Origin of the sequence: Microbulbifer sp. NBRC 101763, assembly GCF_040371615.1 — a bacterium.
In the GTDB taxonomy this organism is placed as follows: Bacteria; Pseudomonadota; Gammaproteobacteria; order Pseudomonadales; family Cellvibrionaceae; genus Microbulbifer; species Microbulbifer variabilis.
The window spans coordinates 128798-153541 of the sequence record NZ_BAABQV010000001.1 but is presented as its reverse complement, the minus strand read 5'-3'; the positions used below and the strand labels follow the sequence as shown (position 1 = coordinate 153541).

The following is a 24744-nucleotide window of genomic DNA, read 5'->3' as shown; positions in this document are numbered from 1 at the left end:
CCTGTCATCTCACCCCCAGCCACAGGCGCCGGGGATGGAATTACTGATTAACCCTGGTTTTCACGCTGCTTCATTGCCGCGGCAACAAAGCTTTCGAACAGAGGATGGCCGTCGCGCGGGGTTGAAGTAAATTCCGGGTGGAACTGGCAAGCAACGAACCAGGGATGGTTCGGCAATTCAACCATTTCTACCAGGGTATCGTCTGCAGACCAGCCGCCAATTTTCAAACCGGCTTGCTGCAGGCGATCAACGTAGTTGTTGTTCACTTCGTAGCGGTGGCGGTGGCGCTCTACGATCACGTCTGCACCGTAGATATCGCGGGCCTTGGTGTCTTTAGCCAGGCGACATTCCTGGCCGCCCAGGCGCATGGTGCCGCCCAGATCGGACTGCTCATCGCGCTTCTCGATATTGCCTTCGCTATCGATCCACTCTGTGATCAGGCCGATAACAGGGTGCGGGGTTTTAGTATTGAATTCAGTACTGTTGGCACCTTCGAGGCCGAGCACATTGCGCGCGAACTCGATAACCACAGATTGTAAACCGAGGCAGATGCCCAGGTAAGGAATATTGTTTTCACGGGCGTAGCGAACAGATTCAAGCTTGCCCTCTAAACCGCGCTCACCAAATCCACCGGGAACCAGGATTGCATCGGCATCCTTGATCAGGTCAATGCCGTTCTCGCCCTCAACGTCTTCAGCGTTGATAAAGTCGATATCCACTTTGCAGCGATGCTTGATACCCGCATGGGTCAGGGACTCGATCAGGGACTTATAGGCATCCAGCAACTCCATGTATTTGCCAACCATGGCAATTTTCACTTCGTGCTGTGGGTTCAGCTTGCCATCGACCACTTGGTCCCACTCGGACAGGTCTGGAGCCTGGCATTCCAGCTGCAGCTTTTCCACAACGATATCGTCGAGGCCGTAACTGTGCAGAAGACGCGGTACGCCGTAGATGGTCTTGGCATCGGGCAGCGGTACCACAGCGCGCTCTTCAACATTGGTGAACAGTGCAATCTTGCGGCGGGAGTCCTCATCGATCTCGCGCTCGGAACGGCACAGCAGAATATCCGGCTGCAAGCCGATAGAACGCAACTCTTTAACAGAGTGCTGGGTCGGCTTGGTCTTGGTTTCACCAGCAGTGGCAAGAAAAGGCACATAGCTCAGGTGGATCAACAGGGCGCGGTTGGTGCCCATTTCCACACGCAGCTGACGCACAGATTCCAGGAACGGTTGGGATTCGATATCACCTACGGTGCCACCGATTTCAACAATAGCGACGTCGACATCGCGGCCACCTTCCACGACGCGGCGTTTGATCTCGTCGGTAATGTGGGGGATCACCTGTACGGTACCACCCAGGTAGTCACCACGGCGCTCTTTACGCAGTACGGTCTCGTACACACGGCCGGTGGTGAAGTTGTTACGCTTGGACATCCGGGTACGGATAAAGCGTTCATAGTGACCCAGGTCCAGGTCAGTCTCGGCACCATCCTCGGTGACATACACCTCACCGTGCTGGAAGGGGCTCATGGTACCTGGGTCTACGTTGATGTAAGGGTCCAGTTTTAGGATGGTAACCTTGAGGCCGCGGGCCTCGAGAATGGCGGCCAGAGAGGCGGAGGCGATACCTTTCCCCAACGAGGAAACCACGCCACCAGTTACAAAAATATAGCGCGTCATGCAAAACCTTGGTCAGTTGAGCGCTCGATGAATGTCGAGCTTACAGGGCTGGCCCGGGCGGATAATCCAGCTTCTCCCGGTGCCTTTGAGACGGGGCGCCAGAGTAGCAGAAAACCCCTTCCCACTCAATCGAAAAACCGCCAGCTTGGAGGCCGATCGGGGATATCGCTATTTACTTTACAGGAAAAGAGCCCGGCAACAGCCACCAACTCCTCTCCCCTGTATACCAGTGGCACCCTGTCGCGCAGCCAGGGTTCCAAGCCCCGCTCTTGCAGAATCTTTTTGAGAGTTTGGGAATGGGTACGATCTATTGGCAGTGCGCGTTCTCCACCGCTGCGATAGCGCACCAGGTAATCTGCCTGCGGCCACCCTGTCACCGGCTCCAATACCGCCCCTCCTGGCAGCGCAAGGCTGGAAATACCATCCCAAGCCAAAAGAGTATTCTTACAGGAAGATAGAGGAGCCAGCTTCGGGGTCAGGTAAAGCCGGTCTTGATATCGCCTCACTACCTGCCCCCCCAAATGCACAACCAACTGGGCGTCCTGTGCTGCACCACTCACTTGCGCCAGAGCCTCTTGCAGCGAGACAGATTCTGGTGGCATCCCCCCCTGGCGTTGAACCCAGTATCGCAACAGGTTCTTACGTCTCGCCATACTCAAGGCGGAAAATACTTTCAGGGACAGGCTTTCGCCTAAACGCTCTCGCTTTAGGTCACATGTATTCAGGTCAGCAAGTGCCAACTCCTGTAACAGCTCGACGGATTCCCTGAGGTTATCCACAGCCTGAGCAACCCTCTGCCTAACCGACCAGCGCTCACCAAGCGGAGCCATGATGCGATGACGTAAGAAATTGCGATCCAGGCCTTCATCACTGTTGCTTTCATCATCAATCCAACTGAGGTTATGCTCCCGGGCCCAATCCTCCAGTTCAGCCCGACCAACCTTAAGCAGAGGTCTAAGCAGGGATGCGCCACTCCCCAATGGGCGCCATTTGGCCATACCAGCAAGCCCGAGCACACCGGCACCTCGCAGTAAGCGAAGCAAGAAGGTCTCCGCCTGATCATCCCCATGATGACCGAGCAAAATTTGATCACCTGGGGACATGACATCGCCAAAGGCACGATAACGGGCCAGGCGTGCGCCCTGCTCAAGCCCACCACCCTTCTTATCTACTGCCACGCGAAGCGCTGTAAAAGGGATATTTAGCCCATTGGAAAATGCCTGACAATGGGCCTGCCAGCTGTCCGCGCTTTCACTAAGACCATGGTGTACATGCACAGCCAGCACCGGAATCTCACATTTATGCAATACGTGAAGAAGCACAGTGGAGTCGAGGCCACCAGAGAACCCCACCCAAAGACGCCCCTGTGCGGGATAGCACTGCAGCGAAGCTTGGATAAGCTCTGGTAGCCGTTTTTGGTAAGTTGAAATTGTCACTGACAGGAAAGCCTGGAAGTAAAATCCGCAACAGTATACCTACCCGGGCAGAAAGTGAGGACCCACCATAACCGTTAAACCACTAACCCACCTCAACAGAAGCAAATTCCTTTACTGACTTCACCTTCATTAAGCCGACGATATTCCGTCGTCGCCACCCCCACCATTCCACTGGAAAAGGAGTTGAAGGTCACGGCCCCTATCAGCAATTCTAATTGTTGTGCTCCTCTTATCCGGCTTCGATTGCCAGCACCTTACAACCCACAGCGCGATCATATTGAATCGTCACATTCTGCCCGTTAGTGTAATACTGTATCTCGCAACCACCATAATTGGTTTAGAAACTCCAGCTGCTGCTATCGGTACTATTGAGCTCGTCGGCCGACACAAGACTCTTAAAGTCTACGGCAATTATTTCGATCCAATTGAAACTCCAACCTCCAAACTCTGCATAAACGCGTAAATTATAATTACCCGCCTCTATTTTGGCGGTGAATTCGATAGTCAGCCATTTCTGCCAGCCAACGGCCGGTATTGGGGGTGACGGCTCGATCCAATACATTGCACACCGTTTAAATCAACAGATACTGTGGCACCTGAGGGACTGGAAACACGCATATGAACTTTGTAGTTTCCTGTGCTGGGTATTTGTAAATTTTTGTAGGCAAGCCACTCTCCCTGATCAATCCAGCCAACATTGAAGCCGTCGCCACGATCTTTAGTAATTTCTATATCTACGTGATCGTTTTTATAGGCACCCCCGCTGTTACCCGGTGTCCGATCACAAAATCAGGTGTAATCTTCTGCTTGGAAAGTAATGATTTGAGTAGGAACGATTAACATACACAAACAGAAGATTACCAACCTCCAACATAATCATGCTTTTATTTTTTATGAGCATTTACACTACATATTAAATTAATTCATGCAGGAATTGTGTTTTGCTCACAGGCCTGTTAGGCAGATTTCTTTAGCGTACCCCCTCCACAGAGCTTAAGATATTCGTAAACAGTTCGAACTGACGTTGTTATGCCATATTAGATATTGATTTAAGGAACCTCTGAATAAGCGCCGCAAGACCCGTAGGGAAAAATTCCTTGAAGAAATGGACACTTTAGTTCCACAGTCGCGCCTTGCGGAAAAGATCAAGGCGCAGATAAGAGCGAAGGTCGAGCACCCCTTTCGCTACATCAAGCGGGTATTGGGTTATGACAAGGTCCGCTATCGAGGACTGGTAAAAAATACTGAGCGGCTGTGCTTGTTCGCAGGCTTCACTTACTTACTAATAGGGAAAAAATACTTGGCCGCCTAGGGGGGGGCGCCCGTGATTCGCCTATTGAGGACTTCTGGTGAAAAATCAGGGAGCTAGTACGCGAAAATTAAGCGTTTGCGCGTAAAAAAGTGAGTTTTATAATTGATTCAGCTTAATTCTAGAAAAATGCTTCGTTAATCAGAGGTTCCTTAACTTTGTTATTCCTGCACCTCCCTTACCGGCTGGCAAGCTGGTCGGTGAACCGTAACGATCACCACCGGTAAAGCTCCTGCTCGATGCAGAAAAGTCGCCCACCAGTACTCCTCGTTTTCTCCCCTTGATCCGGGTTGATCAAACCTCCCCCCCTGGGAAAAGGCGCAATGTCTTGCCTCAGTCATATTCTCGTAAAGTTCCGTTTTTTTCGTGATACGGGTCTCATATCACCTCCAATGGCGGCACTTTCATTCGAATTCTCTTTACCCCGTGGCAATTCATCCCTTTCTGCATTGCGACTCCCCATAAGCGATGATATTTTGACAGCGGTGTCATTTTGGCAATCGCATCACCTAACTGCCGATGGCCAACAATAAAAATAACTTGCTCAAGGTAAACCCTATGCAAACGCCTAAATTCCTGACCTGGTCGCAAACTCCATTGATATTTGCTTTAGTCAGTTCGACCGCACTCGCAGTCCCCGGTGTACCCGCCATTAACAATATGGAAACCCGCTTTGCCATTATTGAAGTTGACGACACAGCTACCGCCTACGAGCAGCTGGTGACCATCAAAGACCAGGCTGAAATACCTGTGTCCTGGTCCAAATTTTCAGGCGACGATGCCGACACTGCACAGTATCTGCTCGATGGACAAGTTGTATTCGAGCAGCCAGTAAATGGCGCCGGCAACCAGAGCGGAACTGCCACATTACAGATCACTGAAGGAGGCCGATACGAACTGCAGGTCGCCCTATGTAACTTCTCCGGTTGCAGCAGTTCAGAAGTAACTGACATCGTCGTAGCTGATACTGACGGGAGCCACTTGGACCCAATCGTGCTCAATGATGGAGAGAATAACCAACCTTACACTAATACCAGCGGATCTGTTGTGGGTGCTTACTTTGTAGAGTGGGGTGTGTACGGTCGAAAGTTCCCGGTTGACAAAATCCCAGCCTATAACCTCACCCATATCTTGTACGGCTTTATTCCTATTTGCGGCGGCGACGGCATCAACGACAGCCTCAAGGAAATTGAAGGCAGCTTCCAGGCACTACAGCGCTCTTGCTCTGGGCGGGAAGATTTCAAAGTTGCTATTCACGACCCATTTGCGGCACTGCAGAAATCACAAGCAGGGCACAGCTGGTCCGATCCCTACAAGGGTAACTTCGGCCAGTTGATGGCGTTGAAGCAGGCCTATCCAGATATCAAGGTACTACCGTCGATCGGTGGATGGACCCTATCCGATCCATTCTACTTCTTTGATGATCCTGAACTTCGTACCCGCTTTGTGGATTCAGTAGAGGAGTTTCTGCGTACCTGGAAATTCTTTGACGGTGTGGACATTGATTGGGAGTACCCTGGTGGCCAGGGCGCGAACCCTAATCTTGGCGATCCCAATACCGATGGTGAGACTTACCGCTTACTGATGAAAGAACTGCGCGCAATGCTGGACCAGCTCGAGCAGGAAACCGGCCGTGAGTACGAGCTCACTTCTGCTATTGGTGCTGGGGCTGACAAGATCGAAGATGTCGATTACTCGAATGTCGAACAGTACATGGATTATCTGTTTTTGATGGCCTATGACTTCTACGGAGCCTGGAGTAACGAGACTCTTGGGCATCAGACGGCGATTTATGCTCCGAGCTGGAATCCGACAGATGACTACAATGCTCATTCCGGTATCCAGACATTGATTGGCGCAGGTGTACCACCGTCAAAGCTGGTGTTGGGTACTGCAATGTATGGTCGCGGTTGGACCGGGGTTACCGGTTGGACGGGTGCTGATCACCTGACAGGAACAGCGACCGGAGCGACTCCAGGCACCTGGGAAGCCGGCATTGTGGACTACCGTGATATTGCCGGGAAGATTGCCAGCGGTGAGTGGCAGGAGCACTACGACAGTACTGCTCAGGGCGCCTATATCTTCAAGGCTGATACCGGTGACCTGATTACCTATGACAATGTCACCTCCGTCATGCAAAAAGGTACTTACGCACGAAGCAATGGTCTCGCAGGTTTGTTTGCCTGGGAAATTGATGCAGACAACGGTGACATACTCAATGCCATGCATGAGAGCTTAGGCCACGATGATGGCATGGCCAATCGAGCACCGTCAGCCAATGCGGGAGTTGATCAGTCTGTGGTGAGCGGTACTTCAGTGACTTTGAATGGTAGTGCTTCCAGTGATCCAGATGGTGATGTTTTGACCTACTCCTGGACTCAGATCGGTACCCCCACAGTACCCCTACAGGGTACGGATAGTGCTTCTCCAGAGTTTACCGCTCCGCAGGTTACTATGGAGACGCAGTTGGAATTTGAACTCACTGTGAGCGATGGTGAGTTATCGAGTACCGATAATGTCTTAGTGACTCTGCTACCAGAGGGAGATAATGCGCCCCCCGTCGTTTCCGTCCCAGGCAGTGTCTCTGTTGCTGAAGGAGGGAGTGTCAGTGTTACTGCCAATGCTAGTGACCCCAATGGCGATACGCTTACTTACAACTGGAATGCACCGGGTCTTACTGTAGCCAATGGCGATAGTGCCAGTGCTACCTTCACTGCACCCCAGGTTCAAGCGAATACTGCTTTCACCGCGACAGTGACCGTCAGCGATGGCCTCACCAGTGTCTCTGCCGCAGTGCAGGTGAATGTGACCGATACAGGGGATAGCTGCAACCAGTCCGACCCCAACGCAGATAATTACCCTGCCTGGCAAATGGGGGGCACTTACCTGGGCGGTGACCAGGTAAGCCATCAGAATCTCGTTTGGCAGGCCAAGTACTGGACCCAGATGGAGCCGGGGATAACTGCAGCTGACTGGATACTGGTCAGTGAAGTCGAAATGCCATGGAATGCAACGACCAGTTACAACGGTGGGGACGAAGTAAATCACGGCGATGCCCGTTACCGTGCCAAGTGGTGGACCCAGGGTGACGAACCTGGTGCTTCCACAGTTTGGGAGGAAATTGGTCCTGCAACCTGCAATTGATCACTCTCACAGGGTGGTAACCCGATGTTCCTGGGGCGCTGACGCGCCCCTGACTCAGGGACTTACTGATACTCCTTGTAGCTGGAGAACATGAAAAAGCTTTCCTGAAAGCCTTGACGGCATTTAGGAGGTTAATGGGCTAGCAGGAAAAATTGTCAAGGATGGTTGTTTACTCTGGGGATCGGCTCCGCAAGGTTACTTTGACAAATTTAATTGTTGATTCAATTTCGTAAAGTGCATCTTCCATGGTTGAACCACTGAGGTTATAAAACTCCTCGACAGATTATGGAAGACAATGCGAGTGCTACAGCGGCCTAGAGGGTGATGCACCTCAGAGTTGAATGCGGGCTTTCAAAATCTCTAAAGGGAATCAAGCTTTTATTTGTAGTAGTTCAGATTTGGCCTGAACCAGTCCATTTTATTGAACCTACTTGACCCCCTCAAATATCTCGCTATTAACTTTTACACTGAACAGTTGCAGTTTTTGCCGCTTCTGGAATCAATTTCACATTGGCCACCGCAATTTCCATAGCGCCTTCACTTTCCAAGCGGAAAACACTGAAAATTTTTCCAAAGTCAGCGCCCGCATTAGCAAAACACTGCAGGTCCACAGAGATACGAGTCCAGTCTTTCAGAGGCATGGTTTTCAAGGCAGAATGTAAAGGTACCTTGGCAATACAGCCCTCACCACAAGTCATCCCGGCAAATACCGGCTTTTTCACCTCCCGGTCAACCCGGATATTTAGGCTAAGAGCAGATTTTTCCTCCAGGTAAATATTCAGGTTCTGCATATATTCTGCAGACAACTCTACGGCTCCAGGACGTAAACCTTTCCACTTGATCAGACGGGCATCCTCCTGAGAGGACATGTCAATTGAGGTAACAACGACATTTTCATCATCGTCACTAGCTGCGTAATTACCCGTGACTGGAACTGTCTTGGAATCCCTTTCAACGATATTCAATACCCAGGGAGCCCTGGGACGGGAAACCATTAACCAGGCATCTTCAAGGACTCCCCCAGCAAAATTTTCACTGACTTCAGGCAATTCATTACTCACCAGAGACTCCTCTTTAGCTGTTAAACCATAACCCAACGAGAAAAGTGGCTCATAGTGTTCCTGGTAAGGATTGAGAACGGCTTGGTTAATATACACAGGCCAGCTAAAAGGTAGTTTGCCAGTAAAGTCATAGCGCACCTCACCATTTTCTCCCCTGAACAATACATCTGCTACACCCGCGCCCTCTGAGCCCGGCAACCACGCCGCTACAAAGGCATCTGACGCATTTAGCTCCTTATTCACCCATAGTGGACGTCCAGACAAGAAAACACTGACTATCGACACTTCTTGCTCACGAAGTTTTTTCAGTAGTGCCAAATCTTTTTTACCGCCGCGCTGGTATTCAATATTGGTGATATCTCCGTGCCACTCTGCATAGGGATCCTCACCATAAACGACGATCGCTACTCCAGGTGGCTTGCCATTTGCAAAGGTATCAGCCCCGAAAGATCCATCCACACTCAGGATAGCTTCACCACCAGCCGTTTTTACTGCCAAAGCAATCCCTTCATAAATCGAGGTTGCACCGGGAAAATCAGCTCGGGTATTTCCAGTTCCCTGCCAGGAGATAGTCCAACCACCACTTTGCTTGGAAAGGTTGTCCGCCCCGTCTCCCACCACGAGCACATTCTGGTTGGCAGCCAACGGCAGTAGCTGTTCATTGTTTTTTAACAACACCAGAGATTTGCGCACCGCCTCCCGGGCAATCGCGCGATGCTCATTATTTCCTAAAATGCCACCTTTACCAGCCAACGGCATGTTACGCTCAAATAGGCCTGCGCGAAGCTTCACTCGCAAGATACGACGCACCGCATCTTCTAGACGCTCAGGCTGAATTTCACCGCTCTTGGCTTGAGTAAGCGTATTCTTGTAGAGCGCTTTCCAGTCTGCCGGAACCATAAACATATCCAGACCGGCATTAATTGCTGCGGCACAGCTCTCCAAGGTACAACCTGGCACAAAGCTGTGGCCATTCCAGTCGCCTACAACAAAGCCATCAAAGCCCAAACGCCCTTTCAGGACATCTGTCAGCAGATACTTGTGGCCATGCAACTTCTCACCATTCCAACTATTAAAAGAAGCCATCACAGTCTGCACACCCGCGGGGAGCGCCGTCAGGTAACCAGCGGCGTGCACCTCAGCCAGTTCACGCTCGGGTACCGCATTATCACCCCGGTCTATTCCTCGGGTAGTACCACCATCACCGACAAAGTGCTTGGCAGTGGCTACCAGGTTCTCACCGCGCAAAAAACCCACGCTGCTTTTTATTCCTTGTAGCCCATTAACCATAGCTTTCGCATAATCGGCAACTAGCACAGGATCTTCAGAGTAGCTTTCGTAAGTTCGTCCCCAGCGATCATCGCGAACAACTGCAACTGTTGGTGCAAAGGTCCAGTCAATTCCAGTAACAGCGACCTCGCGAGCTGTCGCACGACCGATACGCTCGATCAAATCTGGATCCCGGGCAGCACCTAAGCCAATATTGTGAGGAAACAGGGTAGCGCCAATTACATTATTGTGACCGTGAACCGCATCGGAACCCCAAATCAGAGGAATAGCGACACCGCCATCGGAGGTGTCCATAGACGCCTCAAAGAAAGCATCCGAGAGTGCCAGCCAATCCTGGGGAGTAGCAAACTTGTCATTGTTCGGGAAAGCACCGCCACCATTGAGTACCGAGCCCAAGTGATAGTTCTTCACATCTTCTGGGGTTACATGGCGAATTTCCGCCTGAATTAACTGGCCTACTTTTTCCTCCAGAGACATGCGAGACATTATTTCATTAATACGCGCTTCCAGTTTTTCATCACGTATGAACGCTGGTGCAAGTACAGGCCAGTTCTCGAGATTGCCACCGCCATCACTTACCAGGGATTCACCTTTTCTTGCCTGGCTCTCATTATTCTGCTGTTGGCAACCAGCAAATACTGACGCACAGAGCACAATACCCAGTGAAAAATTTTTACTAAATTTCACAGATAACTCCCAAGTTTTTCCTATCTTGTTAACCAGCTACTATTTTCCAGCTACCCACTGGTATTGCGGGCTTCAAGCTCAATTTTAGAAAATTGGAAACAGGCTAATTTTATTACTTTTATAAATTTATCGGCTCTGGATAATTACAGAATGTCCAAAATACAAACAGGTAAATATCTGACAACTTTTAACAACCCACTCTAACCAGAAACCGCCTGAAAAGGATGAATTCAACCAAAGTGCAATACTTGACCTGAAGCGCCAATAGAAATCCGATGGACTGGTTCAAAATACGGACAAAGTGGAAATATAGACATACCCTATTCCACTGCCGCGCCGCGTAAAGTTGGAGAAAAAGCACCGTAGTAAACGATGTAGCAATAGCACAACATCGGCACTAAAAATGAAAGTTGAATACCAGCATTATCAGCCAGAACACCCTGCATAAGCGGAATCATCGCTCCTCCGACAATGGCCATACACAACACACCACTGCCCTGGCTGGTATGCCTACCTAAACCACGAAGAGCGAGGCTGAAAATGGTTGGAAACATAATGGAGTTACACAGACCTACAGCAACAATCGCCCAAACTGCCACCAGCCCGGAGAAAAGCATTGCCGCTACAATCAGAACAACCGACCCTAACCCACAGACTGCAAGCATTTTGTTCGCGGGTATATATCGCAATAACAAAGCGCCGGCAAAACGACCTAACATGGCACCTCCCCAGTAATAGGAGACAAAGTGTGCAGCCTCTAAGGGGCGCATTTCCGCAACTGAGGGCTCGCCAAAAAAACTGACCAGGAAACTGCCTATAGCCACCTCAGCTCCAACATAGGCAAAAATCGCCACCGCACCCAACGTCAATCTCGGAAAGCGCCATATAGAGAAAACATCACTTTTATTAGCCTCAGCCCCGGGAGCTAATTGATGCCCTGGAATAACGGGCAGGCGTATCCAGGAAAAGAAAGCCACAAGCAGCAACAAGATAACTGCCAGCCAAAAATATGGCTTCTCTACCAGGGCTGCCTCCCGCGCACGGAAGTCAGACAGAGTAACCGCTGTATCCGGATCAGAAGTGATGGAAAAAGCGGTAAAAAAAACAGCTCCGCCAACTATAGGTGCCAACGTGGTACCCAAAGAGTTGAATGCCTGGGTAAGGTTTAATCGACTGGGTGCCGTGCTACTGTGTCCGAGGGCAATAACATAGGGATTTGCCGACACCTGAAGTACTGTAATGCCTGAAGCCAGCACAAATAATCCCAGCAGGAAAACTTCATAGATCTGGAGGCGCGCAGCAGGAATAAATATCAGGCAACCCGCGCAAGCTACTAACAAGCCCAGTACTAACCCTAACTGGTAACCTACCCGCCGTAATAGTAGGCCTGCTGGAACGGATACCAGGAAATAGGCAGCAAAAAAATAAAATTGAACCAGTACTGCGCGGGTATAGCTCAGCTCAAAAACATTTTTGAAGTGGGGCACCAGTACATCATTCAGACCAGTGATAAAGCCCCAAAGTAAAAACAGTGAAGTCAAGGCGGCCAAATTGAAAGGACCTGGAGCCACGGCAGATTGTTCCGAAGCACCAATACCATTTACAGCCATATCGTTCGAGGGAAGCCTCGACCCGGGCAACATCTGGCTCATTAGAAACCAATCCCCAAATCTCTTCTTTATATATCGGCAATGAAACTGTTTATCCTAAACCCTTTTTAGTCGCTTAAGGATAAACAAGGAAAATTAATGCAGCAGAATGGCCTATTCCAGTCATCGACTTTCTTCTTTTGTCCTTGATTCCAATCTAAAATATCGCATCACCATTAAAAATGGTTAACGGGTTTAGGGTATTAACCAGTAAAAATATCATTCAACACGTATATTTGCCTTATGGACCCAGATTGCCGAAAGTTACTTGACTAATCACCCCAAAAAGCGACAAGTAGGACCAATTAAAAGGTAAGCCGGAAAGCTGGCGCTCACCAGCTATGGCGGGGCCCGCCAAGCCAAGGTAGTATCTATTGGATAATAATAAGCGCAATAATCAGCGCCTATCCCGTCATTTTCACAATACTAAATAAACGGGACATCATGCAGTACTCCCCCCGTCAAACTATAGAACTTAACGCTGATGTTCAGTCGACTCGCTGGTTTTGGAAGTTACAGTTGGTCAGCTGGGCCGGCATCCTGCTGGTTACATTTCTCTCACTCACACTATGGCACTCCCCTTCTGAATGGCCGAAATTTGAACCAGCAAACACCGTGTTCCAATGCGCAGTTGCTTTTGTATTGTCGCTATTTCTCAGGCCCATTTTTGATATAGCTTGGGACTCGGAGCTCGCGGTACGAACCGTCATCTACCTGCTCGCTGTAGCGGTAATTTCAGGCATATGGACACTGGTACGAATGGAGGCTTATATCCGCCTGAGCGGTGAGCATTCTATCTGGTCCGAATTCGGGGGTTGGTATTACGCCTCACTCTTTGTGTTTTTATTCTGGAGCGCCCTGTACTGTGGAGTGAAATACTATATGCTCCTGCAGGATGAGCACAGGAAAATGCTTGATGTAGCTGCAGTCAACGAACGCGAGCAGCTGCGTAGACTCCGGGCGGAAGCTATTGCCAACGAAGCCCAACTGACGATGCTACGTTATCAATTGAACCCTCACTTCCTTTTTAACACCCTGAACTCCATTAATGCCTTAATTCGCTTTCAGCAAGCCGACGAAGCCCGGGAGATGGTAATCCGGCTAAGCGACTTCCTGCGCCTATCCCTAAAAGAAGGGCCAATGCAAAAAGTAGAATTAGAAAGGGAAATTGAAGCCGTTCTACTCTACCTGGAAATTGAGAAGACCCGATTTGTCGATCGGCTCAGTGTAGATATCGCTATTGATGAAGAAGTCCGCAAAGCTCGGGTTCCCAGTATGCTACTGCAGCCTTTGGTCGAAAACTCAGTTAAATACGCTATTGCCCCCAATGAAAAAGGTGGAACTATAGCAATTCGCGCCCACCGGTCGGGTAACCGCCTAGTACTGAAAGTCAATGATTCAGGCTGCTCGAATGATTCTCCAGAGCAGCAGAACGGCCACACAACCTCTACCGGCGTTGGATTAAAGAACGTGCGCGAGAGACTCTCCAGCCTCTATCCACAAGACTTCCAAATAAAGCAGTTCCAAAAGACCGGTTGCGGGATGATGGTGCATATTGATATCCCGCTGGAAATTTCCACCTCCCCCATAAACCAGACACAGGGAGAAGCCCTATGAATAATTACACCGTCGTGCTAGTGGATGATGAACCCCTGGCCCTCCGGCTGTTAAAAAGCATGCTTGAGGAGTTTTCCGATATAAAAATTGTTGCCTGCTGCCGAAATGGCAGAGAAGCGCTGCAAGCAGTATCCGATCACACTCCCGACTTGCTGGTGCTGGATGTGCAAATGCCGGGAATGAATGGCTTCGATGTAGTTTATAACCTGCAGGGAGACATTATGCCCCAAATTATATTCGCCACTGCTTTTGATCAATACGCTCTCAAAGCCTTCGAAGTCCACGCAGTAGATTATATACTCAAGCCGTTAGATGGTAAGCGTCTCCGCACAGCCCTGGAACGGGCTCGGCAACGTCTACAACTGGTGAATACCTCTACTAAACATAGCCATCAGACAGAGAAAAACCGGCTGATGCGCTCCATTGACGATACTGTAAACCAGGGTAACGCCCACAGAGGGGCTACTCTGCCTCAAAACGCTTCCAACCGGTTGGCCATCAAAGACCGCGGTAGTATCACTATGGTGAGCCAGCAGGATATTGAGTGGATTGATGCCGCCGGGGATTATATGTGCGTACATGTAAAAGGAGAGACACATGTTATGCGTAGCACTATTAAAGACTTACAGAAAAAATTGTGTCCTAAGAACTTCAAACGTATTCACCGCTCCACGCTGGTAAACCTTAACTTTATTGAGCACATTAAGGTTCTTACCAAAGGAGAATATTTTCTCACCTTGACCAGTGGCGCGAAAGTAAAGGTTAGCAGAAACTATCGCTTGCCAATCAAAGAGTTCCTGGAGTCCAATCGGCACAAAAATTTAGCCGCTCCCCAAGCTTCCTAGTATTCTTTTGACAAAAGATAATTCGAGTCCGAGAAATACCGACAGGGATTAGCTGGTATTTCTATCTGTTAATAAAATCGAAATATCTTTACGACAAATAATTTCTTTTTCACATATAGTCAACTTTCCAGCACTTCCGATTACACGCACCTATAAAACGAATCATTCGAAAAACTTACATTCCAGGTGTCAATGTTAACTGCCATATAAGGATCATCAAATTCATATGGGTTTCCCTTACTACAGTAAGCTAGCACTCTCTAGTACTTGGTCAGCAGCATAGGGGCCGGAAATATTCTAAAAATAGCCCCTCTCTTACTTGAGAGGGGCTATTTTTATTAGAGTGATTGCAAGAACATAATTAACGCATTCTTCTCATCCGCCGACATTCGCTCATAAGCTTGTCTCGAATTATTCCCCTCTCCCCCATGCCACAAAATTGCCTCGTCAAGGGTGCGGGCACGACCATCATGAAGATAACTCTCATCTCCACTAACATCGACTCCCAGCCCAATCCCCCAAAGTGGAGGGGTTCGCCACTCAGAACCTGAAGCTACCCCCTCCGGAAGATTATCTGCTAACTCTGGACCCATATCATGGAGCAATAAATCCGTATAAGGGTGAATTATTTGGTTACGAAGTTCCGCCTTTGGATGATAAGCGCTGGTAACCACGGTAGGCGTATGGCAACTGCTACAGCCAGCATTAGTAAACAACTCTTCACCCTTCAGCACAGTATTGTTGTTCAGGTTTCGGCGCGCACTAACGCCCAATAGTGATACATAGTCGACTAAGTCACTAAGATTCTGTTCATTTAATTCACTACCAGCAGCGCCACAGCCTGATTGGGCGCTACCGCAATCAGGTAGCGGAAATATCGAAGTCATTACTCCCATATCGGTATTGAGAGCTGCGGCAACTTGCGAAGCAACACTGGCTTGAGCCGCTTTCCAGCCAAAACGACCAATTCGCTGCTCCCCACTCTGCGGGTCACTGACAACCTGCAAACGACCACTAATACCATCGCCATTACTATCGTCTGGATCCGCTTGGGCCACGATAGCGCTTTCAGGAATTGCTTCCAATAGACCCATGCCTACTAATTGTGGAGCAATACGGACGGAATAATACGCAGGGCTATTTCCACTAAACTTGTAGACGGGGCGGCGTAAGCCGTTATTTTCCACCCACGCGCTGAGAGTAACTGTGGCCTCCGGGCTACCATTGATATTTTTAGGCTGTAATACATGACCTAAAAGTGGATCCGCTTCTCCGCTAACAGAACCCACTTTGACTACATACTGGGATAGATCAGAGCCGGTAGTTGCAGATGGGGCCCGGCCATTTTTTTCATGACAGCTAACGCAGGATCGGTTTATATATTGAGGGCCTAATTTATTGGCAACCTCAATGAGCCCAGGATTTTCACTACTCTCATTGTGGGATCCATCACCAAAATCGCTATGATGAATTCGACGACCCCGCACAAAGATTTGACCGTTTTGCGGAGCAAGATTCGAAGCCATTTGCATAAAATGGTTATCTGCTTCACCTGAATATTGATAGGGGAGAGTAGTGCCCCCTCCCAACCACCCCTTAGTAGGGATAGGATAGGAATCCTCTCGTTCTGTGGCGGGGTCACCAAAGGTGCCCTTTGCTTCCCAAGGCACCAACCCTCCTTGTCCCACAATATAAAGCACGGTAGATCCATAATAATTGGCCCGGCCATTGGGTGGATTAAGTAAAAACTGACTCACCTCCATTTCCATACGATCGCCAGCTTGAAGGGGGCGACCTTCTTTACTGTTAAAATGGATCGTTGTGCTATACCGGGTTACATCCTCAGGATCGCGGTCTAAAAAGACATTATGGTAGTACTCAGCAACGGTATTGATTCCCCGATAAAAAGCGCGGAACTCGGGTTGGCCCAACTCCCACTCTGTGATCACGTTGATGGTAATATCATTACCACCCTTTGCAACCCGGTCGATAATCTCAACTTGCGCTGTGCGGTGCTCCCAATAAAAAGTAAGGTAATGGTCATAAGCCTGGAATTGATCTTCCCTGGCATGTCTATCCCGGGCTCTATCAGCAAAACGAGTAATGATCGCATCTCCCGTTTCGATAACCGTATCAGGTTCAAGGGGGGTATCACCGTTAAACAGGGGAACAATGTCACTGCGATCAAACAACTCTGCAAGCCACCAAGTTCCACCTACACCATGACCATTTTGATCACCCTGTTGGGAATCACCAGAAAAGAAATATAAAGGACGGCCATTGTAAGCAGCCTGTTGACGACCATCATCACGTACAATAACGTCTAGGCCAGAAGTACCTGAAGCTGCCGTATCATTTACTAACAATGGAGGCCAGCTATCAGAGCACTCAACACTACAATTACTATTTGGTGACCCTAAATCGCCATCAAAAAAGTAGAGCGCATAGCCGGGAAATTCACTGCCTCTACCCCCAACCAGGAAGCCATTCATTATGCTGACTTCAGCTACATCAACCGCCAGCGGACAGCCGTGGATATCTACAGATGTTTCCTGTGGCGTATTAGGGCAGAGATCGACACTATCAACTACGCCGTCACCGTCACCGTCACCGTCACCGTCACCGTCACCGTCACCGTCACCGTTGTGAGTATAAGTTGCCCACTCAGTAACTTTGGCACAATTACAATCTACATCCCAGTAGGTGAAACGATAGCGGACAACATCACCATTTGAGAGGCCGGTAATATCAAATTTATTTATGCCTCCCGCCTGGGTCATACGGTGATTTAATTGACCAGCGCCATTGAGTGTATAGTGCACATCGGCCCAGCCCTGGCCATTTACAAAAAACCGTGCACTGTTGATATCTTGGGCTTGTATACCTGTATCACTATTTTGCCCATCAGTTTCATCGCCATCGCCATCGCCATCGCCATCGCCATCGCCATGAACATAATCTCGTAAATCACTATCGATAGCACAATTACACTCTTGATCGAAATAGGTGTAGCTGTACCTCACCGTGGCACCCAGATGTAAATCATCCAGAAAGAGTGTTTGGCGGTTACCGGATTGTTGCATCCGTACATTTTGTTGCACACCACCATTTACTTGGTAATGCACATCGGCCCAACTACCGACATTAACAAAAAATTCAGCTGAGCCCTCATCTGTAAATTGAATACCGCCAATTCCATTTTGTATCGCCTGCAAACCCACGGCATGGTTAGCAGAGAGAAAAAACACAGCACAAAAAATAACACCCACCTTAATCGGCTTGCGCAATTGGTTTAAGTACTTGAAAAACAGTTTGGTTGAAAGGTATTGCACTCTAGCCTTCCGAGCATCATAGATATTCATAATTATCTTTCCTTCCCGGTTAATCACTCTTGACTTACTCTTATATTGGAACTTCAACCTACGAAAAATCAAAAAACAGGAAATTTTTCACAAAGCTCTCACGAAAGAAAGCGGCCACACGGAACCAAAATATTTATCCAGAAGCTTCACTCAAAAATTTAATCCAGCTTAGTGTCAAGGGAGGCACAAGAGTTCAATAAAAAATCAATGTCACATAAAGATAAATCCCGTCAATCAATGCACGCGGGTGGACATCATTAAACCTACCTGATCAAGGAGCTTAAGCTCGCTTATCTAAATCAACCCTAAGCCTAATATTTTTCTTAGGAACAGAAAAAATCCGACATAAAATGCCGGCAAAACGAGCTCAGTTGAGAGTATAAAAACAACTTAAGCGCACTTATTTGGCTGGTGTCCGATCACACCGTAGTAAAGGATATACAGATAACAAAAAATCGGTAGGACAAACGCAAGCTGCACACCCACTTGATCGGCAAGTACTCCTTGCAACAATGGCACAACAGCCCCGCCAACTATCGCCTGACATAAAATACCAGACCCTTGACTGGTAGCCGTGCCCAGTTTCGCCAGGGCCAGGCTAAATATTGTCGGGAACATAATGGAGTTACACAAACCAACCGCCAACACAGCATACATTGCGAGATGCCCACTGCCGGTAATCGTGATCATTAGAAGTAAACAAGAGCCAATAGAACAGATAGCCAGCACTTTTCCGGCAGATATATAGTGCATCACCAGCGCACCAGCAAAACGTCCCACCATTGCACCGCCCCAATAAAGGGAAATATAAAATGCGGCTTCGGACTCTTCCAACCCGGCAATAGAGTCCTCCGCTATAAAATTCACCAGAAAGCTACCAATGGATACCTCTGCACCCACGTAAAGAAATATGGCTACAGCACCAAGTACCAAGTGGCGATGGTTCCAAGCCGACCCGGTAATCTCTTCAGGTTCGGGCAGCCTGTTGGCACTGACGATATTAGGTAGTTTCAGGTATCCAAATACAATTGCCAACAATGCCAGGGCCACGGCCAATATCAAATAGGGGATTTCTACGGAAGTGGCGCCGACGGCACCAGCAGCAACACCTGCAGCGGGAAGAATTAACAGCGCCCCAAATTGTGGAGCCACAGTTGTTCCCAAAGAATTAAATGCCTGGGTCATTGTTAAACGACTGGCAGCAGTACTCTCTTTACCTAGCACAGCGACATAAGGGTTTGCCGACACCTGCAAAATGGTAATACCAGAGGCCAAAATAAAAAGCGCCCCCAGAAATAGCGCATAGGTTTCCATACGCCCAGCGGGAATAAATATTAGACATCCAATTACCGAAACAGCTAACCCAGTTACTATCCCTTTTTGGTAACCGATACGAGAAAGTAAAAAACCAGCAGGTAAGGAAACCAGGAAATAGGCCCCAAAGAAACAGAACTGCACTAACATTGCCTGGGTATAACTCAGACTAAATATTTCTTTGAGGTAGGGAATCAGAATATCATTCAAACAGGTAATAAACCCCCACAAAAAAAACAGGGAGGTTAAAGCCACCAACGCAAAACTATTTCCAGGTTTTTCACCAGTTTGCAACTGCTCGGTATCCGTTGCTGTATTACTCTGCAAAATTGCCATAATTATTGTTCCACAGACCTCAGCAATATCGCCCACCCATAGCTGGAGATCATTGCCAATCAAACCACTCATTATTCTTCCAGCTTTCTAACATGGAGCTACATCAACTCCGCAGGTCTTTTCGATAAGGGGGGTCAAAACAGGGGCAATGTGGACACGCAGGTAACTATTCCGCTAGCCATACCCAGCTGCTTAAGAAAAGCGCTCAAAAGCAATTGAAACCAGCAAGTTAAGGAGCAGATCGTTTGGAGGAAGACAAAACCAGCGGCTTAATGTCTTGGGAAACAATCAAAAGACAACGCCAAGTTGCAAGCTGAGAAGCTAGCTAAGGGCCATTAACAGAGGAAAAAAAAGAAGGGGAAGGTCTGTAGCCGGCCCTCGATTCTCCAGTAAGACGCCGGCCACAAAACTCTTTTCTTAAGGGGTTAGGAAACGATATTACCGTAGCTCATCAGGCGCTGATAACGTTTCTCCAACAATTCATCAATTGGAATACTGCTCAGCTGATCCAGCTGTTCACCGAGACGCTCTCTCAGACTCAAAGCCATGGCATCGGGGTCGCGGTGTGCACCACCGAGGGGCTCGGGAATTGTTTCATCTACGATACCCAGCTCTTCCAGCACACTGGAGGTCACCCCCATAGCCTCAGCAGCTAACGGGGCTTTTTCCACCGTTTTCCAGATAATATTGGCGCAGCCCTCCGGGGAGATCACAAAGTAAGTGGAGTATTGCAGCATATTGAGCTGGTCTCCCACGCCAATAGCCAATGCACCACCTGAAGAGCCTTCACCAATCACGGTACAAATAATCGGCGTGCGCAAACGGGACATCACAGCTAAATTCTGGGCGATGGCTTCACTAATACCGCGCTCTTCACTATCAATACCGGGGTAAGCTCCCGGGGTATCAATCAGGGTGAGCACCGGCATTTTGAAGCGCTCGGCCATTTCCATGATACGCAGAGCCTTGCGGTAACCCTCTGGTTTCGGCATACCAAAATTGCGCGCAACTTTTTCATTGACGGAGCGGCCTTTCTCTTCCCCAATCACCGCCACCGGTTTGCCGTTTAGGCGGGCGATACCGGCAATAATTGCCTTATCGTCGCCAAAGTGGCGATCGCCATGCAGCTCATCCCAGTCGGTAAATAAGCGCTCTATATAGTCCTTGGAATAGGGACGCTGTGGGTGACGCGCTACCTGCACAACCTGCCAGGGGGTGAGCTCAGAGTAGATAGACTCAGTCAGGTTTCTGCTTTTTTCCCTCAGCCGGGTAACCTCTTCGGCAATATTCAGTTCGTTGTCGTCACCGACCAGCTGCAACTCTTTAATTTTGCTTTCCAGCTCTGCAATTGGCTGCTCAAACTCGAGAAAGTTGAAATTCATGAAATCTGCGCCTTTAACTCTTTCCAACGCCACCGGGCATTCACAGCGGCATAGCTTAACTGTACAGAACCGACCAGTCGAGTCCGGTGGACTTTAACGCCTTTCAGCGTATTGAAGCGCCACCTGCTCTCTTCCCAACAACTCTCGCAGGGACTGAACCATCTGGTCATTCGGCTCAACATTCCACTCGGGTGGAAGGCGGTAGAGACCTCGCGCATCGTGACGCACGACTTCCAGGCTGACCCTGCATTTACCACCGGTATAAGGCTGCAAGCAGGAGGCCAATCGTTTTGCCAAACCCGGCGTCGCAGTGCCACTGACAACCTGTAAACGCAAACCACTCACGCTGCTCTGGCGCAATTCATCCAGAGTTGACACTCCATTGACCGTCATTTTCAGACCGCCACTGTAATCATCATTCGCCACAGGCCCGTCCAGCACCAGCAGCGCATCCTTGGCTAACTTTTCCCGATGCTCACCAAAAGCCTCGCTGAACATAGCCGCCTCAATACGGCCACTGCGGTCGTCCAGGGTGACAATTGCCATGGAGTCGCCACGCTTGGTCTTCATCACTCGCAAAGCGACAACCAACCCCGCCACTTTTTGCGATTCGCGCCCCGGCTTCAGGTCGGCAATGCGCGCCTTAACCAAGTGCTGCAGCTCATCAGCGTACTCATCAATAGGGTGGCCCGTCAGGTAAAGTCCCAGAGTATTTTTTTCACCCTCCAGGCGCTCACGAATACTCCAGCAACGGGTGCGACGAAAATCTTCGTAAACATCACCATCGGATGCCTGGGGTACCACTTCACCAAAAAGGTCCATCATGCCTGCATTGGCATTGGCCTTTTGCTGTTCAGCAGCCTTCACTGCCTCGTCCAGGGCGTTAAACAGCACCGCACGAGAATAATCCAGACCATCATTGCCGCCGGTATCCGGCCCAATACTGTCTAGAGCACCAGAGCGAACCAACGCCTCCAGAGCACGCTTGTTTACCTTGCGAGGATCAACCCGCGAGCAGAAGTCGAACAGATCACTAAAGGGCCCACCCTCCTCCCGCGCCGCGATAATATTCTCGATAGGCCCCTCTCCAAGCCCTTTAATGGCACCAAGACCGTAGATAATTCGGTTGTCGATATCCACCGAGAACTGGAAGCTACCCAGGTTCACATCGGGCGGCACCAACACCAGCTCCATGGCACGGCACTCTTCGATAAAGGTCACCACCTTATCGGTCTTATCCATATCCGAAGACATGGTCGCAGCCATAAACTGGGCTGGGTAGTGCGCTTTCAGCCAGGCAGTCTGATAAGACACCAAGGCGTAAGCTGCCGAGTGAGACTTGTTAAAACCGTAACCCGCGAACTTCTCTACCAGGTCGAAGATCTTAATCGCAAGTTCGGGGTCAATTCCTTGCTCTTTTGCCCCATTTTCAAAAGTGGCCCTCTGTTTGGCCATTTCCTCCGGTTTCTTTTTACCCATTGCCCGGCGCAGCAGGTCAGCGCCACCAAGGGTATACCCCGCCAACTCCTGGGCGATCTGCATGACCTGTTCCTGGTAAACGATTACCCCGTATGTGGGCTCCAGGATCGGCTTTAACTTTTCATGCTGGTATTTGGCATCCGGGTAGGCCACCTGGGCGCGACCGTGCTTCCGGTTAATAAAGTCGTCCACCATGCCCGATTGCAGCGGACCCGGACGGAACAGGGCCACCAGGGCGATCATATCTTCCAGGTTGTCCGGCTGTAGGCGCTTGATCAGATCCTTCATACCCCGGGATTCCAACTGGAACACCGCTGTAGTTTCTGCCCGCTTGAGCATCTTGAAGGTTTCATCATCGTCCAGCGGCAGCGCGGCGATATCCAGAGGTTCCAACCCCTCGCGCGCGCGCGTCTCATCCACCATGCGCTTGGCCCAGTCGATAATGGTCAGTGTCCGCAGGCCGAGGAAGTCGAACTTCACCAGGCCGGCATCTTCCACATCGTTTTTATCGAACTGGGTTACCAGGCCAGCGCCGGTCTCATCACAATAAAGCGGAGCAAAATCAGTGAGCTTGGTGGGGGCGATAACCACACCACCGGCGTGCTTGCCCACATTGCGCGAAACCCCTTCCAGCTGCAGGGCCATCTCCCAGATTTCCTGGCCCTCATCGTCACTTTCCAGGAACTCCCTGAGTACATCCTCCTGATCGTAGGCCTTCTGCAATGTCATACCCACATCGGGGGGGATCATCTTAGACAGCTTGTCGGCTAGGCCGTAGGACTTGCCCTGCACCCTCGCCACATCACGCACCACTGCCTTTGCAGCCATGGTGCCGAAAGTAATAATCTGGCTCACCGCCTGGCGGCCGTAGTTATCCGCTACATAACCAATAACCCGGTCGCGCTTCTCCATACAGAAGTCGATATCGAAGTCGGGCATCGAAACCCGTTCCGGGTTGAGGAATCGCTCAAACAGCAGATCGTATTGCAGCGGGTCAAGATCGGTAATATCCAGAGAGTAGGCCACCAGGGAGCCTGCACCGGAACCACGCCCCGGCCCCACCGGGATATCGTGGTCCTTGGCCCACTGGATAAAGTCCATCACGATCAGGAAATAGCCGGGGAATCCCATCTGGATGATGATATCCAGTTCAAAACGCAGGCGATCCTCATACACTTGGCGCCGCTGGGCGTAATCGGCAGCGGTCTTATCCAGGATCTTCTCCAGTCGCCGCTCCATTCCCTCATAGGACACCTTCTCAAAGAACTGGTCTTCAGTCATGCCCTCGGGAATCGGGTACTCAGGCAGGAAGTACTTACCCAGCTGAATCGGTGCGGAACAGCGTTTAGCGATCTCTACAGTATTTTGCAAAGCTTCGGGAATATCGCTGAACAGCTCCCACATTTCTTCCGATGTGCGGAAATACTGCTCGGCGGAATAACGGCGCTCACGGCGTGGATCATCAAGAGCACGGCCTTCATGGATGCATACACGCACTTCATGGGCCTCAAACTCGCTCTCTTCCATAAAGCGCACGTCGTTAGTGGCAACCACAGGTAAATTCAGGGCCCGGGCCAATTCCACTGCAGCGTGCAGGTAATCTTCATCCCCGGCGCGACCAGTGCGCTGCAGCTCCAGGTAATAGCGACCAGGGAATAGTTCCGCCCATTCACTGGCCAGTTCCTCAGCCTGAGCACGGCGTCCGGCAACCAGGGCGCGGCCCACATCGCCGTACTTGGCCCCGGACAACATGAGCACCCCTTCGCTGTACTCTTTCACCCATTCACGTTTGATATAGGCATTGCCGTGGTACTGCCCTTCCATCCAGGCGCGGGAAATCAGTTCAGTGATATTGCGATAGCCATCGCCGTTCATGGCATAGAGGGTGATCAGCGTAGGCTTACCCTCGCCGCCCTCACTGAGCCAGAAATCTGCAGCAGTTATAGGTTTAATGCCGGTCCCGAGGCAGGCCCGGTAGAATTTTATCTGGCCATACAGATTGCACTGATCGGTAAGAGCCAGGGCAGGCATTTCGAGCTCCTGCGCTCGTGCAACTGCCGGCTTAATACGTACCAGGCCATCAATCAGAGAGAATTCAGAGTGGATTCTTAAATGGACAAAAGGTTGGGTCATATTCGCGTTTGATTCCAG

The 24744-nt window shown here is 49.9% G+C and carries 15 protein-coding genes; 4 read left to right on the top strand and 11 right to left on the bottom strand.

The window, feature by feature from the left end; translation table 11 throughout:
• Positions 1-47: 47 nt before the first annotated feature.
• The 4 genes from pyrG to ABWV76_RS00695 all read right to left on the bottom strand — a co-directional run bounded on the left by pyrG (position 48) and on the right by ABWV76_RS00695 (position 3805).
• A complete protein-coding gene (gene pyrG, locus ABWV76_RS00710; RefSeq protein ID WP_282951248.1) occupies positions 48-1682 on the bottom strand; it encodes a CTP synthase in 1635 nt (544 codons plus the stop codon).
• A 125-nt stretch (positions 1683-1807) separates the two neighbouring features.
• Positions 1808-3118 carry a tRNA lysidine(34) synthetase TilS gene (tilS, locus tag ABWV76_RS00705; protein ID WP_353374966.1) on the bottom strand — a complete coding sequence of 437 codons (1311 nt, stop codon included), beginning with the start codon at positions 3116-3118 and terminating at the stop codon, positions 1808-1810.
• 337 nt (positions 3119-3455) lie between these two features.
• Complete coding sequence (locus ABWV76_RS00700; protein WP_353374965.1) at positions 3456-3680, bottom strand: carbohydrate-binding protein; 225 nt, start codon at positions 3678-3680, stop codon at positions 3456-3458.
• A complete protein-coding gene (locus ABWV76_RS00695; RefSeq protein ID WP_353375457.1) occupies positions 3623-3805 on the bottom strand; it encodes a carbohydrate-binding protein in 183 nt (60 codons plus the stop codon). Before ABWV76_RS00695 ends, ABWV76_RS00700 begins: the two co-directional genes overlap by 58 nt.
• Positions 3806-4223: 418 nt before the next feature.
• Here ABWV76_RS00695 and ABWV76_RS00690 point away from each other — a divergent pair, with 418 nt between their 5' ends.
• Positions 4224-4430, top strand: a complete 207-nt coding sequence (locus ABWV76_RS00690) for a transposase (protein WP_020411727.1) — start codon at positions 4224-4226, stop codon at positions 4428-4430.
• Positions 4431-4588: 158 nt separating this feature from the next.
• On the opposite strand, the gene ABWV76_RS00685 is transcribed toward ABWV76_RS00690, so the two are convergent.
• The gene (locus ABWV76_RS00685; protein ID WP_157533316.1) at positions 4589-4768 is read right to left on the bottom strand and encodes a hypothetical protein; all 180 of its coding nucleotides are present in this window, start codon (positions 4766-4768) and stop codon (positions 4589-4591) included.
• A 217-nt stretch (positions 4769-4985) separates the two neighbouring features.
• On the opposite strand from ABWV76_RS00685, the gene ABWV76_RS00680 reads away from it, so the two are divergent.
• The gene (locus ABWV76_RS00680) at positions 4986-7571 is read left to right on the top strand and encodes a glycosyl hydrolase family 18 protein (RefSeq protein ID WP_353374964.1); all 2586 of its coding nucleotides are present in this window, start codon (positions 4986-4988) and stop codon (positions 7569-7571) included.
• Between the two features lie 455 nt (positions 7572-8026).
• Here the strand turns inward: ABWV76_RS00680 and ABWV76_RS00675 are convergent, their stop codons facing one another.
• Both ABWV76_RS00675 and ABWV76_RS00670 read right to left on the bottom strand, forming a co-directional pair.
• Positions 8027-10609, bottom strand: a complete 2583-nt coding sequence (locus ABWV76_RS00675) for a glycoside hydrolase family 3 protein (RefSeq protein ID WP_353374963.1) — start codon at positions 10607-10609, stop codon at positions 8027-8029.
• 320 nt (positions 10610-10929) lie between these two features.
• On the bottom strand, positions 10930-12261 hold the full coding sequence (locus ABWV76_RS00670; protein WP_353374962.1) for a sugar MFS transporter: 1332 nt from the start codon (positions 12259-12261) through the stop codon (positions 10930-10932).
• A gap of 441 nt (positions 12262-12702) precedes the next feature.
• Between ABWV76_RS00670 and ABWV76_RS00665 the strand changes: the two genes are divergently transcribed.
• Together ABWV76_RS00665 and ABWV76_RS00660 are read left to right on the top strand one after the other, a co-directional pair.
• Positions 12703-13875: a sensor histidine kinase gene (locus ABWV76_RS00665; RefSeq protein WP_020411723.1), complete on the top strand. Its 1173-nt coding sequence runs from the start codon at positions 12703-12705 to the stop codon at positions 13873-13875.
• The gene (locus ABWV76_RS00660) at positions 13872-14720 is read left to right on the top strand and encodes a LytR/AlgR family response regulator transcription factor (protein ID WP_020411722.1); all 849 of its coding nucleotides are present in this window, start codon (positions 13872-13874) and stop codon (positions 14718-14720) included. The genes ABWV76_RS00665 and ABWV76_RS00660 overlap by 4 nt, the downstream gene beginning before the upstream one ends.
• A gap of 338 nt (positions 14721-15058) precedes the next feature.
• Here the strand turns inward: ABWV76_RS00660 and ABWV76_RS00655 are convergent, their stop codons facing one another.
• The 4 genes from ABWV76_RS00655 to dnaE all read right to left on the bottom strand — a co-directional run bounded on the left by ABWV76_RS00655 (position 15059) and on the right by dnaE (position 24726).
• On the bottom strand, positions 15059-18082 hold the full coding sequence (locus ABWV76_RS00655) for a di-heme oxidoredictase family protein (RefSeq protein ID WP_353374961.1): 3024 nt from the start codon (positions 18080-18082) through the stop codon (positions 15059-15061).
• A gap of 390 nt (positions 18083-18472) precedes the next feature.
• Entirely contained in the window at positions 18473-19804 is a 1332-nt protein-coding gene (locus ABWV76_RS00650; RefSeq protein WP_353374960.1) for a sugar MFS transporter, read from the bottom strand.
• Between the two features lie 353 nt (positions 19805-20157).
• Positions 20158-21114, bottom strand: a complete 957-nt coding sequence (locus tag ABWV76_RS00645) for an acetyl-CoA carboxylase carboxyltransferase subunit alpha (RefSeq protein WP_020411720.1) — start codon at positions 21112-21114, stop codon at positions 20158-20160.
• 93 nt (positions 21115-21207) lie between these two features.
• Positions 21208-24726 (bottom strand): DNA polymerase III subunit alpha, encoded by a 3519-nt coding sequence (gene dnaE, locus ABWV76_RS00640; protein ID WP_282951259.1) that lies wholly within the window; start codon positions 24724-24726, stop codon positions 21208-21210.
• Positions 24727-24744 lie beyond the last annotated feature (18 nt).